Genomic DNA, 13873 nt, shown 5'->3' with positions numbered 1-13873 from the left:
TTTACTTATTTGATAGTTCATGATTTTTTTCTGTGGAGGTTTCTCCTGTTTCCGGTTCTTCCTGTGGAAATGTCCCGGCTGTACCCTGGAAATTCTCGAGGAACTGTTTTTCCATACTTAGCGATCGTTTCCGTATCCGCTTGGAAAAATAGATAACGACAATGATCAGGAAAGATAATATCAGTCCTGACCCCAAAGCGACATTGAAAAGACGGATGATGATACCCATTACGATAATGATACAGATCAACACCTTGATCACTATCATTGATACCAGCAGCCCCCTGTTGAACCTGTTGTCCGCCCAAAGTTTGCGGAATTCGACGGAATTGTTTTTCTTCATGATGATGGCGCACAAAAACGGGGATATGATAAGGAGGACAAGAACGAAGCTCAGCAGGCTTCCTTTCATCCCCGGAATACGTCCCATTACCAGAGGATACGCATAGGAGAAGAACAGCGCTATGAAAAACAGGCATACCACCAGATAAAGGGTGACGGATACCAACATGGACCTGATGAGCTTGTGCCAGGAGCCTTGATGTCTTGTGGTCATTGTTCCAGAAGAATAATGCGTCAGGTAATCTTTCAGGAATTGTGGCAAGTGCCTGTCTGCAAAACAGTAGACGGGATCCGACAGTCTTATCATATAAGGAGTAAGGAAAGTGGTGATGACCGATACTGCCACTATGACCGGATAAAGGTATTTGTCCATTACATTCAGACTGATTCCTAACGAAGCGATGATGAACGCAAACTCACCCACTTGTGCCAGGGAAAAGCCGGCTTGTATCGCAATCTTTAGCGGTTGTCCGGAAAGCAACACGCCGAAACTCCCGAACAGGACCTGCCCGCATAGGACCAGTGCCGTCAGGATAAAAACAGGAACGGCATATTCCCATATCATGGCAGGGTCGATCATCATTCCCACTGATACGAAGAAAACGGAGGCGAACAGGTCCTTTACCGGTTGCACGATATGTGCGATTTCTTCCGCTTTATCTGTTTCTGCCAGCAGGGATCCCATGACGAACGCACCCAGCGCGGCGGAGAATCCCGCCTTTGTCGCTATCATCACCATTCCCAGGCATAGTCCCAGGGAGGTTGTCAACAGTATTTCATTGCTAATAAAGCGGTTCAATCTTTTCAGAAGGGTAGGAATCAGATAGATTCCCAATGCTGACCAGAAAATAAGAAAGGCCGCAAGTTTCAATATGCTCTCCAGCATTTCGAAGCCTTCAAAATGCTTGCCTACAGCCAATGTGGAGAGGACCACCATCATGATTACCGCCACCACGTCCTCAATGATTAGTATCCCCAGGACAATACCGGTAAATTTCTGATCGAGAAGCCCCATGTCACTGAATGCTTTGAATACGATGGCGGTGGAGGACATGGACAGCATTCCGCCCAGAAAGATACAGCTCGTGTGTGAGAAGCCCATCGCATTGCCTGCCGTATATCCCAGGAACATCATGCCGCAGACGATGATAACAGTGGAGAATATGGCCGAGGCTCCCACACTTATCAGCTTTCTGAACGAGAAATCCAGTCCTATGGCGAACAGGAGGAAAATAACACCGATATCCGCCCATATCTTGATATTGGCCTGGTCGGAAACAGTCGGGAATAGGGAAATGGAAGGACCTGCCATAATACCGGCCACAATATATCCCACTATGACCGGCTGTCCCAGCCATTTGAAAATGACGGTTATGATACCGGCTATAATCAAGATAGTGGCAAGGTCTGATATTAAAGGGGCAACTTCCGACATAGGAGTAACATTTTATATGGACAACTCGTTAAGGACACGGATCAGGTTTTTGTCAATGGGCTTGTCGTTCTTGATAGCCTGGTCAAAAGGAACATAGACAATCTCATTGTTATGTATGCCTACCATGATATTGTGCTGGTCCTCCATCAGGGCCTGTATGGCGGCCTCACCCAGCCGGCTGGCCAATATGCGGTCGTTGGCACTTGGCGCTCCTCCCCGTTGTAGATGTCCCAGGATAGAGACCCTGACATCATATCCGGGGTATTCCCTTTTTACCCGGTCGGCATAGTGCATGGCTCCGCCATTCTTATTGCCCGGGCTTTCCGTCACGATGACGATGCTGCTGTTCTTGGTCTTCCGGAATCCGCGTCCGATAAAAGTCTCCAGCTGATCCGCATCCGTCCGGTCTTCCGGAATAATGGCGGCCTCGGCTCCCGAGGCTATTGCGCTGTTCTGGGCGAGGAAACCGGCGTCGCGTCCCATCACCTCGACAAAGAAAATTCGGTCGTGCGAGGTGGCTGTATCCCGGATTTTGTCCACACACTCCACAATGGTGTTCAGGGCCGTATCATATCCGATTGTAAAATCGGTACCGTACAGGTCATTGTCGATGGTACCGGGCAGTCCTATGCACGTGACAGGGTATTCCTCGGCAAATATGCGGGCTCCAGTCAGTGAGCCGTCGCCCCCGATGACTACCAGCGCCCCGATTTTTTCTTTCCTCATGGTATCGTATGCCTCTCTGCGTCCTTCCGGGGTGGTGAACGCTTCGGAACGTGCCGTTTTCAGGATGGTTCCCCCACGCTGGATGATGCTGCTCACATCCTCGGTCGTAAGTTCCCTGGACTCGCCCGCTATCAGGCCTTCGTACCCTCTGTAAATTCCTTTGACTTTGAAGCCGTTGAAAATGGCGGTACGGGTCACGGCACGGATTGCCGCATTCATTCCGGAAGCGTCCCCTCCGGAAGTAAGGATTCCTATATATTCATCTTTTTTCATCTATCTCAGTTCTTGTTTTGTTTCATTCTGCCAATATAGCTTTCAGTTTTTTCCGGCAGTGAAAAATACGGCTCTTTATGGTTCCCAAACTCACACCGGTTCTTTCCGCTATCTCACGGTATTTGAACCCTGACAGGTACATCTCAAAAGGTATGAAATGCGACTCCGGTATACTTTTGATGGCATTACGTATCTTTTCCAGGTCATAGTTCCTGTCCACCTCCTCTGTACGGGACTCGTCCATGATCCGCGAATAATATGCAGGATCGGAGGATATGTACAGACGGGTATGACCGACCTCCGCCCGGTAACCGTTGATAAACGTGTTACGCATGATGATAAACAGCCACCCTTTGAAATTTGTGTTCTTGTTGTAACTTTCTTTGTGAAGCATTGCCTTGAGCAGGGTATCCTGCAGCAGATCTTCCGCCTTCTCCCTGTCCGCTGTCAGTTTGTACGCGAAACGGAACAGTTCGTCCTGTACGCTAAGCAGCTCTTTTTCAAAATTGAATTCCTTCATCGGTTGTGCCGGTTCCCTGTTCCGGAAGTGCCTGTTAAAGGCCGGACGGCTCTCCGGACAGGAAAAGCCTGTCCGGCCTTACACCATTCCAGATATGGAATTATTTAACCTCGATAGCCTTGGAAGTTTTTTGTTTTTCTTCCTCCTTCACTTTCGGGATTTCAATGGACAGGATCCCGTGTTCGACTTTTGCGGAAATCTTATCCTTCTCCACGTTTTCAGGTAGCAGGATGGTCTGCTGGAACTTGGAATAAGAGAATTCGCGGCGGAGATACTTCTTGTCTTTCTTCTCCTCCTTCTTCTCTTCTTTCTTTTCCATGCAGATTGTCAGGTTGTTGTTTTCGTCAACATTCACCTTGAAATCATCCTTCGTCATTCCGGGAGCCGCCATTTCAACCTTGTAGTCCTTGTCATTCTCAATGACATTGATGGCAGGAGCCGTAACTCCCGTTTTTGCCAGCCACTCATTCTCGAAGAAATCGTTAAAAATACTCGGCAACCAGTTTGAATTTGTTTTTACAGGTACCATTTTTACCTCCTTTTTTAAATTGTTAATAAATAAAATATTCAAAAAGACAATACAAATCAGTCTGATTGACTGACTCTTATCGTCTGATCATACCTTGTTCGGCTACAGCCTCCGTCCGTCTCCGTATCTCCTCCTGGTCTCCGAGGAAATAGTCCCTGACAAGCACCGGCCGTTCATCAAATTCGAATACATAAGGTACTGCCGTGGGCAGGTTCAAGAGGGATATGTCCGTATCGGAAATATTCTTGAGATGCTTGACTATCCCGCGCAGACTGTTTCCATGGGCAACGACAAGCAGGTTGTCCCTATGCATCAATGTGGGTAGGATGACACATTCCCAATAGGGCATGACACGCATGACGGCATCCTTCAGGGATTCAGTCCGTGGCAGTTCCATTTCGGGAACACCGGCGTAACGGGTGTCGTTCCCCGGATAGCGGGGATCGTCTTCCTTCACCGGCTCGGGCGACACGCCGTAACTTCTCCGCCAGATATGGACTTGTTCCTCGCCATATTTGTCTGCTGTCTCCCTTTTGTTAAGTCCCTGAAGTATGCCGTAGTGTTTCTCGTTCAACCTCCAGCTTTTCTCCACCGGGATCCAGTCTTCATTGAGACGGTCCAGAACACAATTCAACGTTTTCACAGCCCGTTTCAGATAGGATGTGTAAGCCGCCTCAAAAGAGAATCCCGCTTCTTTCAGCATATCACCGGCTTTACAGGCTTCTGCGATCCCCTTATCACTCAGGTCTACATCGGTCCAACCGGTAAAGCGGTTTTCCTTGTTCCATAGGCTCTCGCCATGTCTCAACAATACGATCCTTTTCATGCCATATAGTTTTTATGCAACGGTTATCGAAGGATCCAGATAGACATCCTGAATGGTGTTCAGAAGCGAGACCCCGTCTTTCATCGTCTTCTGGAAGGCTTTTCTCCCACAGATAAGTCCCATACCTCCGGCACGTTTGTTCACCACTGCGGTTACGACGGCATCATGCAGGTCAGATGTCCCATGGGACTCGCCCCCCGAATTGATCAGGCCAACCCTTCCCATATACCCGTTGGCCACCTGGTAGCGGCAGAGGTCTATCGGATGGTCGGAGACCAGTTCCGTATACATACGCCCGTCGGTCTTACCGAATCCGATGGCTTTAAAACCTCCATTGTTGGACGGCAGCTTCTGCTTCACGATATCAGCCTTGATGGTGACCCCGATATGGTTGGCCTGCCCTGTCAGATCTGCTGCCGCATGATAGTCAATCCCGTCTTTCTTAAAACTGCTGTTTCTCAGATAACACCACAATACCGTGGCCATCCCCAACTCATGGGCATATTCAAACGCCTGTGAGACCTCCACAATCTGGCGGCGGCTTTGTTCCGAACCGAAATAGATAGTTGCCCCCACGGCAACGGCACCCATGTTCCATGCCTCCTTCACTGTACCGAACATGACCTGGTCATAACTGTTCGGATAAGTCAGCAGCTCGTTATGGTTCAACTTCACGATGAAAGGAATCTTATGGGCGTACTTACGTGCCACAGCTCCCAGAACTCCGAATGTGGATGCCACGGCGTTGCATCCTCCCTCGATAGCGAGTTTCACAATGTTCCCGGGATCGAAGTAAAGAGGATTGGGTGCAAAGGATGCTCCGGCAGAATGTTCTATCCCCTGATCCACCGGCAGGATGGAGACATACCCGGTATTGGCCAGACGCCCGTGCCCGTACAGGGCTTGCAGGCTCTCCAAGGTGCGTATATTCCTGTCGGAATCCACCCATGCCTTGTCTATCATATTCGGCTCGGGGATATGGATGAGTTTCTTGTCTATTGTCTTGCATACATGGTCCAGGTAGTATCCTGCCTGCGTTCCCAACAAATCAATAATCGTGCTCATGTCAGTCGTTTTTTTATTCCAAATCAGGACTGGCGTTCCCCCAGTTTTGCATCCATGAAAAGGATGCCGCTCTCTCCGGCTTTCTTCATCAGGTTTACGATGTTCAGGAAATTCGCCTCTTCCTCCACCTGCTCCCTGACAAATCCCCAAAGAAAATCACGGGTGGCATTGTCTTTCTCCTCGGAAGCCAGATGTACCAGTTCGTCAATCAATCTGGAAACATGTCTCTCGTGTTCCAAGGCATGTTCAAAGACTTCGGTGGGACTGCCCCAACCCTGTGGAACCACATCGACCTTGTCCACTTTTGCCTCCGCCTCACGTTTGGCCATATATTCGGCGATGGCACATGCGTGTCCTGTCTCTTCCGCCGATTGCTTGCGCATCCAGCGGGCCATGCCGGAAAAACCTTCCTTTTCCAGATAGAAGGACATTGAAAGATACAGGTTGGCGGACCATAATTCCGCAGTAATCTGCCCGTTCAGGGCCTTTTGTAAATTCTCGGTCATAATGAATCTAATTTTTAATGTTGGTACTATTTTTTATTTTTCATATTCAGGGGCAAGCGTGTGCTTGTCTCAAAATATCTGTCAGGACAGGTTGCATCCCGTTTATGAAACATTCCACGGCGATGACCATCAGAATAAGCCCCATCAGTCTCATCATCACATTATTTCCGGTTTCTCCAAGAATTTTCAAAAGCCGCGTTGACACGCAAAGGATAATGAAAGAGAGGAGACAGACTAGGGCGATCACGCAAACCAGTGCAATTTTGAAAATATGCTCAGGGGCATCTTCCATCAGTGTTATGCCGCTTGAAATTACACCCGGACCGCACAGCATCGGAACGGCAAGAGGCGTGACGGTGATGTTCCTGGAATATTCTTTTTTCTCGTTCTCGTTCAGTTTCACATGGGTGAAGTGTGCCTGCAGCATGTCATATCCGATTTTAAAGATGATGATACCTCCCGCAATCCGGAAACCATTGGTCGAGATCCCGAAAAAATGGAACAGGAACCTGCCGCACAAGGTGAAAAGTACCAGTATGACGAACGTGAGGGCGCAGGATTTTAAGGCGATGCTCCGGCGTTCTCCGGCACTCATGCCCTCGGTCATCTGCAGGAAAACCGGCATCACTCCGAGGGGGTCCATCAATGTGAACAACGAAGTGAAACACAACATTGAGTATGCGAATATATCCATAGGATGATACTTGTTTTATTTTTAGACCATTATTTTCTCTGTGAACAATAAACTCCGGTCAGGTTACACGATTTGACACATCATATGAAGCAGGGCAGCCTGCGTTCATATTCCATGGCCAGGATACGCAACAATTCCATAAACGCCGTACTTACATATATCCGTTTTGTGTACAGCCCCTTGATGAAAGAATGGATGGATGAATCCGTATTCTGGCATAGTACGTGAAGTTCGGATATCTGACGGGATATATATTGTTCATGTTCAAGCAGGGTGTTCAAGGCAGCCAGCGGTGTCGGCCATTGCCGGATGTCGCGCCTGATTTCATGGATGGTTACAGCACCTCCTTCATGATAGATGCGGTTCATCATCTGATAGACCTTGCCCATATTGTCCTGTGCCTGTGCACTTAGCCATGAGGCCAATATCAGAAGTTGCTGCCCCTCAAAATAGACCTGCAATGACAGGTACAGGTTAGTTGACCAGATTTCTGTATTGATCAATGTGTTCATCGCATATTCAATTCGTTTATCCATGGCTGTTCTGATATTTGAAATTAGACAAAATAAATCGTAATTCATATCCTGCAATAATCATGAATTTATGTGATAGCATCTGTAAATCGGACTCTTATGGAGTTGTAAAATGAATTTTAATGCTTGCGAGACAAATAGTCATAAAAATGTATAATTATCATGCCTTTTTGTCACAAGATCCCTACAACATTCTCAACAAGATATCCAGTTCTTTCTCTATCATGTTGATCTTGTCGTATATGTAATCCAGCGTATTATGATAGTGCAGGTAGGCCCTGCATTCCTGCAATTCCCTTGACAGGGAGAGTATTTGTTGCCAAAGTTCCTCTTCTGTATGTCCAGGGGGATTATTGAATGCCATAAATGGATTCAGAGAAACTGTTTGGCATGTAATTTGTGTAATAATAGCCGCAAGTCCCGAAAAGGGGCAGGAATGGAAACAAAAAGGCAGAGAATTCCACTAAAGACAGTAACAGACAGAGGAATGAAAACGGAAGGCAGGACCTGTCCGGTTTTGAAACAAATTGCTTTCATAATGCGATTATATGACAACTCTGTTCCCTGAAGTTGTGTTTATATAAAGTTAAGCGTGGGAACTTTGGTATTACCGTTCAGAAGTATCCCCATACTCAACAACATATAATACACAAAGCCCCACGCCTATATATGCTAACAAGATATAATAGTGCATAGGGACACCTGATGTATTATCCAATTGTTGTCTTGAAATTGGGGATTTCCTGAACATGGATAATGCCTAACGCTTACTGTTATTAATCTTTTTTGGTAAAAGACAAGGCAAAAATACTAAAAGAATTGATTCGCGTCAATAAAAATCCAACTTTTTTATTATTTTACTCTCTGCGCCACTGAATTTCATCGCTCTCCGCTCTCCAAATCCCGTGCCCTTCAGCGATAAGTAATCCTGAGTTCATCAATTGCCTCATAAAAGAGCTTTTGTACATCCTAAAATCCGCAACCTGTAATATTTTTGATATCTGGGGTTGCAGATACCTCTCTAAAACGACTCGTTTTCGTAAAGAACCCTAATGGTGCAGTCGCAAGAGACAAAATCCCCTTACCCCATGATGCGACTTGAGGCAATACGCAAAAGGCCACGAAGATTTGAGGCTACCCAAAATCAAATTTGAAGGCCATCATGTATGCATCATTGCTTGTGTATATGTTCAGTATGTGCTGTCTTGCAGTCTTAATCCATTTTGCAGGGACAGAAACATACTTGAATACAAAAGTTTTGATTCTGCTTGTGCGTTTAAGTCCAAAGCTCTTCATGTTTGCGTCAGATATGAGGTGTCTGTAAAAGTTTCGTATTAAAGCGGTCAGAAGCAGGAACACCGTGTTTTCCGCCATGAACGATTTTGGCAGCCGTTTCCAGCCAAAGCCGTTGTTCATGTCGTCCAATACACGCTCAGCACCGCCACGCTTGTTGTAATACTCCACGATGTCACGGTCTGTCGAAGTATAGTCATTTGTCAGTATGCATCTGTATGTATATTCCCCTTCCCACAGGTCGAGTTCCTTGTTGATGCTTCTTTGCCGCTGTATGACAAGGCGGTACGCTTTGCCGACCCATTTCTCTGCAATGATGGAGCATATCTCAAACTCGTGACCGTTTATGTATTCGGTCTTCCATCCGCGCAAGGCAAAGATATCGTCATACAACGATACACACCTGTTTGCGCGGATATAAAAATGCCGACTGTGCTTCTCCACCATTTCCACCATAGCCTCAGAGCATGAGCCACAATCCATCCTCGCACGGTTTATATGTATTCTGGCATTCTCCAAACGCTCAAAAATACGTTTTAGAGTGTCTTCCTGATGGAAACGGACATTGGTATTGCCGTCGCGGTTCTCTATCCCGACGATGACATCGCCGACCGTTGCTATTCCTGGACTGTAACCGGTAAACTTCTTGTAGGTCATTTTTGCGTCAAATTTCTCCGTCTCAATGAACTGGTGGTCAAAATCAAAGTCATATTCATTGTCTGGCAGCAACTGTCCAGTTGCCAGCAATGCATTGACAAGCAGATTGTTAAGGTCGGAAGCCACGTTGAAGTCGTAGCTTTTGCCCGAATCAGACCTGTAGGTCAGATTCGGTGTGGTCAATTCACGAATGGCCCTAAGTATTGTGTCTGCGCTGCATGTACGGAGGGGTGGATGCAAGCAAAGTGCTTCCATAAGGTGTGAGGTCACGTCTTCGACACATGACCCTCCACAGAAATATACGCACATCAGAGAACGTATTATCTCGCTATATTGATAGCCATACACTTTGCTACGCAAACCTAAAGTAGAGTCTATTGTACAAGACAACATCCTGTCGAATTTCTCCATAATTGGAAATATACCACCAAAAGATGTGAGTTTCTCGGATTTTATTTGTACTTTTACCATGCTTGATGAGGTTTTGTTTGACTATTTTTGCAACACTAAGTTAAGTGAATCCTTTGACATGACAAAATCCTGAGCCGCTCGGCTTTGCCGCTTGGCTTGTCCAAGAACTTTTTGTTGTTCAGGATATTATAAAAGTTAAAATTTATAGTGTTGCGGAATTAAGGTAATAACAATACTATGAAATCGTTATTCATATTACAACTTGTATGTTGCGTCATTACAGCCATGCTAGCATTGCAATTAGCCATGGCAAGTTTGCAGGTGAGATGGAAGGTGTGGCGCTACGAAATATCAAGATGGATTCTCGTTGCATCCATGCTATTCTTCTCCGTCCACTACCTCTTACAGATGATTCATGGACTCCGTGCACAAGGTACCGATGTGGGCGCAGCATTCAACATATTGTTCTATACTCCAGTGGCATTTGCCATCACTCTCTCCATAATCAACATAGAGAGCACAGGCAACAAAGTGCGACGGTATTGTTTACGTGGTATGATGGCATACATACTCATCGCCATAGTTTTCGTCATTGGCATGTTCAAAAGTCAAAGTTTACACATTGGCAATATGCTCTATGTGATGCTCGGTCTTTTTGTGGCTAGCATGGCATATTTTATTCTTATCATTCGCAAAGAAACAAAAGCCCGAAAGCAGAAGCTCATGGAGAATTTCGGAATCGACTTGATTCCATACGTGCGCTATTCGCAAGCCAGCATCATTTTGCTATACTTTGCTGCTGGACTCCTTCCTGTAGCAATCCTCTTCAATACCTTATTATATATAATAGGTCCCTTGATATTACTCTCTGTCATCTTTTTCGTCCACACTTTCATTGCTATGGGCTATTACATCACACCCAAAGAAGTCATTCCTGAGGAAAATGACGCAGAAGCAAAAGTCACGGAAGCAGAAGACATGAAAGACGGCAAGAACACTCATGGCACAAATATCTTGACAGCTAATAGAAAGATGGAAATAGAATTAGCCCTCAAGAAATGGTGTGAAGAGGGATTTTATAAGGACTATGAAGTTAACATCTATTCGCTAGCTACCAAGTTGGGATACAAGAAAAACGAACTGACAGAATACTTCAATCAGTCAGAATACACCAATTTTAGAACCTGGCTTAGCGACATTCGTTTTAATGAGGCTGTTCGCATGATGAAAGCCAACCCCGAATATAGCATTGACGCTATTTCCACAGAGTGCGGTTTCTCATCCCACACATGGATTTATCGTATATTCAAACAAAAAACGGGCATGTCACCTAGCCAATGGCGCAAACAGTTTGCCTCCATCTAAATGCGTATTTTTGTAATTTCGCATTAAATAGCATTTAAAAGAGGTGTGTCAGCGTTTTGACACAACCTCTACTTAAAAGATTTAATTTACAATAGTATTGCGGAATTAAGGTACATGAAACCGATAACCTGTCATAGTGGCATTGGGAAAAGCCGTTCAGACGATCCGCATCATGGTCGGCAAAAGATCTAAAGTGACCTCTTTGGCTGTCTTGCGCTTGGAGACATGAATCATTTCAAGCACCTTTATGACGTCTTCAGACTTCGTGCCACGTATCATGGTCACAAGTGTACCTCTGCCACCACGTCCCGCACGATTAGTGACAACAGTATATAATTCTCCGCAGCTTAAAGAAGTCTCGTCAATACAAAGGCTAGGGACCTGAGGTTGTGCCCGCATTCTGACACATTTACATTTGTAGTATTAAATATCCCAATAAAAATATAAGTGTATATTGTAATGGGATCTTAATAGAGGATTAAAAAATAAATACTTAATGGGCTGTTTCTTATGAATTCTACTGAAATCTTATAATAATTGCTCAAAAAATCACATTCTTTGTATACGTAATATCCTAATTTTGGAACGCAAATTAAAAGAATATTAATAAACTAAATTATCTGATTTATATGACAAAATTAAGATGTATGCTTTGTTGCCTGATGATCTGTACTATTACTATTGATGCTAGGACTGTTAATGATATATATAAAAGAATATCTGCACAAGTCTCCTTGAAGGTTCCCGGTAATCAATCACGAAACTATTCCCTTGCTTTTCAAGGAGCCGTTGATGATAAGGGAATCTATCTGTTAGAGTCTGAAGAAAAAATACCATTAATCATTACAGAGAGAATAGAACGTGACAATGTTAAATGTGTAATGGTAGTAAGTATTACGGCATTGGAAGACGTGTACTTTAATTATCAACAACAGTTGAAAACAGGCTTCCGACATAATGACTGTATGTTTTATCTACCAGGATTCTGGTATAGTCGCAATTTACGTTCTCCTAAAGGTGCTCCTTCATTTCATATATCAGAGAGTTGGCTGGTACGTGAGGATCGTCTGAGCTCACCCCTTACCGGTATCTTCAATCAGAAAGATGGACGTTATATGACTGTGGCACGCAAGGACGATTTTCAATGGGATGCCCTTGCTACCCACCAAACAGGCGAAATCATCCTCTCGGGCAAAACGTCCCTAGGGTTCACCGGCTTTGAGAGCCATGACGGAACATCAACACTATCTTTTGGATTTCCTTACCGAGAAGCTCCTAAAACCTATATTCGTAAGTTGACGCTGGCTCCGGAGGTTACATCTTTCCAATATCTAAAAAAAGGAGAAACAGTACTCCTGACCTGGGAATTTATCGAGGGGCAGGCTACAGACTACTCAGATTTTATTTGCCATACTTGGGAATATTGTTATGATACATACCGTCCCCAACCTGTGAAAATACCTTTTTCTCCAGAAGAGATAAAAGGAGTGCTGAGCAATTATTTTGTGGAAAGTTTTGTTGGGGACAAAGCTCTTGCCTATTACTCCAGCCCTGAAATGAAAGTGGCAGCCTGTGCCAACATGAATGTAGCAGAGATAGGTTTTGTCGGTCGCGTACTTCTAAACGCTTTCAATGCATGGGAGTTTGGCAATGAGAATGGACGTGATGACCTTGCAGCTAGCAGTAAAAAGATATTTGATAGTTACTTAGAAAATGGCTTTACGGAAACCGGTTATTTGCGTGAATGGGTAAATCTGGAAAATGATAGTGATGTGAAAGAAGAACGCCCAGTGCATAGCATACGTCGTCAGTCGGAAGGAATTTATGCCATGTTTCATTATCTGAATTATGAACAGAAGTATAAACGTCACCATCCTGATTGGGAACAACGCTTAAAGAAAATGCTCGATATGTTCTTGCAACTGCAAAATCCAGATGGAAGTTTTCCACGTAAATTCCATGATGACTTTACAGTTGTTGACGGAAGTGGAGGAAGTACTCCATCCGCTACATTACCTCTGGTTATGGGATATAAATATTTTAAGGACAAACGCTATCTGTCCGCTGCCCGGCGTACTGCGGAATATCTGGAAAAAGAGCTTATATCAAAGGCTGACTATTTCTCCTCTACGCTGGATGCAAACTGTGAGGATAAGGAAGCTTCCCTCTATACCGCTACGGCAACTTACTATTTATCATTGATAACAAATGGTACGGAACATAACCACTATGCCTCTCTGACACGAAAAGCGGCTTATTTTGCCTTGTCCTGGTATTACGTCTGGGACGTTCCGTTTGCTCCCGGGCAGATGTTGGGTGATATCGGTCTGAAAACTCGCGGCTGGGGAAATGTCTCGGTGGAGAATAATCATATTGATGTATTTATTTTTGAATTTGCCGATGTGCTCCGTTGGCTTTCCAAAGAGTATAATGAACCTCGTTTCTCTGATTTTGCTGAAGTCATTTCTACTTCCATGTGCCAGTTACTTCCTTATAAAGGACATATGTGTGGAGTGATAAAAGTTGGTTATTATCCGGAAGTGATCCAGCACACCAACTGGGATTATGGAAGGAATGGAAAAGGATATTATAATGACATGTTTGCTCCCGGTTGGACGGTAGCATCCCTTTGGGAATTGCTGACACCGGGACGTACTGAGAATATACTGTTGAAATAGCTCTGATATCCACTTTTCAG

Annotated in this window: 14 protein-coding genes; 2 read left to right on the top strand and 12 right to left on the bottom strand. The window is 45.0% G+C overall.

Going from position 1 to position 13873, the window contains the following annotated elements; genetic code table 11:
* Nucleotide 1: 1 nt before the first annotated feature.
* The 11 genes from H8S63_RS07905 to H8S63_RS07855 form a co-directional block, all read right to left on the bottom strand.
* A complete protein-coding gene (locus H8S63_RS07905; RefSeq protein ID WP_004308112.1) occupies nucleotides 2-1777 on the bottom strand; it encodes a cation:proton antiporter in 1776 nt (591 codons plus the stop codon).
* A gap of 12 nt (nucleotides 1778-1789) precedes the next feature.
* The gene (pfkA, locus tag H8S63_RS07900; protein ID WP_004308113.1) at nucleotides 1790-2776 is read right to left on the bottom strand and encodes a 6-phosphofructokinase; all 987 of its coding nucleotides are present in this window, start codon (nucleotides 2774-2776) and stop codon (nucleotides 1790-1792) included.
* Between the two features lie 22 nt (nucleotides 2777-2798).
* Nucleotides 2799-3296: an RNA polymerase sigma factor gene (locus tag H8S63_RS07895; protein ID WP_004308114.1), complete on the bottom strand. Its 498-nt coding sequence runs from the start codon at nucleotides 3294-3296 to the stop codon at nucleotides 2799-2801.
* A gap of 100 nt (nucleotides 3297-3396) precedes the next feature.
* Nucleotides 3397-3825: an Hsp20/alpha crystallin family protein gene (locus H8S63_RS07890; RefSeq protein WP_004308115.1), complete on the bottom strand. Its 429-nt coding sequence runs from the start codon at nucleotides 3823-3825 to the stop codon at nucleotides 3397-3399.
* Nucleotides 3826-3901: 76 nt separating this feature from the next.
* Nucleotides 3902-4651 (bottom strand): 2,3-diphosphoglycerate-dependent phosphoglycerate mutase, encoded by a 750-nt coding sequence (gpmA, locus tag H8S63_RS07885; protein WP_004308116.1) that lies wholly within the window; start codon nucleotides 4649-4651, stop codon nucleotides 3902-3904.
* A gap of 12 nt (nucleotides 4652-4663) precedes the next feature.
* Complete coding sequence (locus tag H8S63_RS07880) at nucleotides 4664-5716, bottom strand: class I fructose-bisphosphate aldolase (RefSeq protein WP_004308117.1); 1053 nt, start codon at nucleotides 5714-5716, stop codon at nucleotides 4664-4666.
* A gap of 23 nt (nucleotides 5717-5739) precedes the next feature.
* Entirely contained in the window at nucleotides 5740-6222 is a 483-nt protein-coding gene (locus tag H8S63_RS07875) for a ferritin (RefSeq protein WP_004308118.1), read from the bottom strand.
* Between the two features lie 46 nt (nucleotides 6223-6268).
* On the bottom strand, nucleotides 6269-6916 hold the full coding sequence (locus H8S63_RS07870; protein ID WP_004308119.1) for a MarC family protein: 648 nt from the start codon (nucleotides 6914-6916) through the stop codon (nucleotides 6269-6271).
* Between the two features lie 80 nt (nucleotides 6917-6996).
* Nucleotides 6997-7452: a ferritin-like domain-containing protein gene (locus tag H8S63_RS07865; RefSeq protein WP_004318646.1), complete on the bottom strand. Its 456-nt coding sequence runs from the start codon at nucleotides 7450-7452 to the stop codon at nucleotides 6997-6999.
* A gap of 181 nt (nucleotides 7453-7633) precedes the next feature.
* Nucleotides 7634-7813 carry a hypothetical protein gene (locus tag H8S63_RS07860; RefSeq protein ID WP_007750775.1) on the bottom strand — a complete coding sequence of 60 codons (180 nt, stop codon included), beginning with the start codon at nucleotides 7811-7813 and terminating at the stop codon, nucleotides 7634-7636.
* A gap of 770 nt (nucleotides 7814-8583) precedes the next feature.
* Nucleotides 8584-9870 carry an IS1380-like element ISBfi1 family transposase gene (locus H8S63_RS07855; protein WP_004318647.1) on the bottom strand — a complete coding sequence of 429 codons (1287 nt, stop codon included), beginning with the start codon at nucleotides 9868-9870 and terminating at the stop codon, nucleotides 8584-8586.
* Between the two features lie 177 nt (nucleotides 9871-10047).
* On the opposite strand from H8S63_RS07855, the gene H8S63_RS07850 reads away from it, so the two are divergent.
* Nucleotides 10048-11175 (top strand): AraC family transcriptional regulator, encoded by a 1128-nt coding sequence (locus H8S63_RS07850; RefSeq protein ID WP_004312658.1) that lies wholly within the window; start codon nucleotides 10048-10050, stop codon nucleotides 11173-11175.
* Between the two features lie 156 nt (nucleotides 11176-11331).
* On the opposite strand, the gene H8S63_RS07845 is transcribed toward H8S63_RS07850, so the two are convergent.
* Entirely contained in the window at nucleotides 11332-11574 is a 243-nt protein-coding gene (locus H8S63_RS07845) for a transposase (RefSeq protein ID WP_004318648.1), read from the bottom strand.
* Nucleotides 11575-11804: 230 nt separating this feature from the next.
* On the opposite strand from H8S63_RS07845, the gene H8S63_RS07840 reads away from it, so the two are divergent.
* Nucleotides 11805-13853 carry a hypothetical protein gene (locus H8S63_RS07840; protein ID WP_004318649.1) on the top strand — a complete coding sequence of 683 codons (2049 nt, stop codon included), beginning with the start codon at nucleotides 11805-11807 and terminating at the stop codon, nucleotides 13851-13853.
* Nucleotides 13854-13873: the final 20 nt, after the last annotated feature.

The organism is Bacteroides sp. NSJ-39, assembly GCF_014287315.1.
In the GTDB taxonomy this organism is placed as follows: Bacteria; Bacteroidota; Bacteroidia; order Bacteroidales; family Bacteroidaceae; genus Bacteroides; species Bacteroides finegoldii.
Note: the sequence above shows the minus strand (reverse complement) of the source record. Positions and strands in the feature narration are given on the sequence as shown.

Coding starts and splice junctions, on each gene's coding strand:
- H8S63_RS07905 (WP_004308112.1), bottom strand. CDS start 1,777: ATGTCGGAAGTTGCCCCTTTAATATCAGACCTTGCCACTATCTTGATT.
- pfkA (WP_004308113.1), bottom strand. CDS start 2,776: ATGAAAAAAGATGAATATATAGGAATCCTTACTTCCGGAGGGGACGCT.
- H8S63_RS07895 (WP_004308114.1), bottom strand. CDS start 3,296: ATGAAGGAATTCAATTTTGAAAAAGAGCTGCTTAGCGTACAGGACGAA.
- H8S63_RS07890 (WP_004308115.1), bottom strand. CDS start 3,825: ATGGTACCTGTAAAAACAAATTCAAACTGGTTGCCGAGTATTTTTAAC.
- gpmA (WP_004308116.1), bottom strand. CDS start 4,651: ATGAAAAGGATCGTATTGTTGAGACATGGCGAGAGCCTATGGAACAAG.
- H8S63_RS07880 (WP_004308117.1), bottom strand. CDS start 5,716: ATGAGCACGATTATTGATTTGTTGGGAACGCAGGCAGGATACTACCTG.
- H8S63_RS07875 (WP_004308118.1), bottom strand. CDS start 6,222: ATGACCGAGAATTTACAAAAGGCCCTGAACGGGCAGATTACTGCGGAA.
- H8S63_RS07870 (WP_004308119.1), bottom strand. CDS start 6,916: ATGGATATATTCGCATACTCAATGTTGTGTTTCACTTCGTTGTTCACA.
- H8S63_RS07865 (WP_004318646.1), bottom strand. CDS start 7,452: ATGGATAAACGAATTGAATATGCGATGAACACATTGATCAATACAGAA.
- H8S63_RS07860 (WP_007750775.1), bottom strand. CDS start 7,813: ATGGCATTCAATAATCCCCCTGGACATACAGAAGAGGAACTTTGGCAA.
- H8S63_RS07855 (WP_004318647.1), bottom strand. CDS start 9,870: ATGGTAAAAGTACAAATAAAATCCGAGAAACTCACATCTTTTGGTGGT.
- H8S63_RS07850 (WP_004312658.1), top strand. CDS start 10,048: ATGAAATCGTTATTCATATTACAACTTGTATGTTGCGTCATTACAGCC.
- H8S63_RS07845 (WP_004318648.1), bottom strand. CDS start 11,574: ATGCGGGCACAACCTCAGGTCCCTAGCCTTTGTATTGACGAGACTTCT.
- H8S63_RS07840 (WP_004318649.1), top strand. CDS start 11,805: ATGACAAAATTAAGATGTATGCTTTGTTGCCTGATGATCTGTACTATT.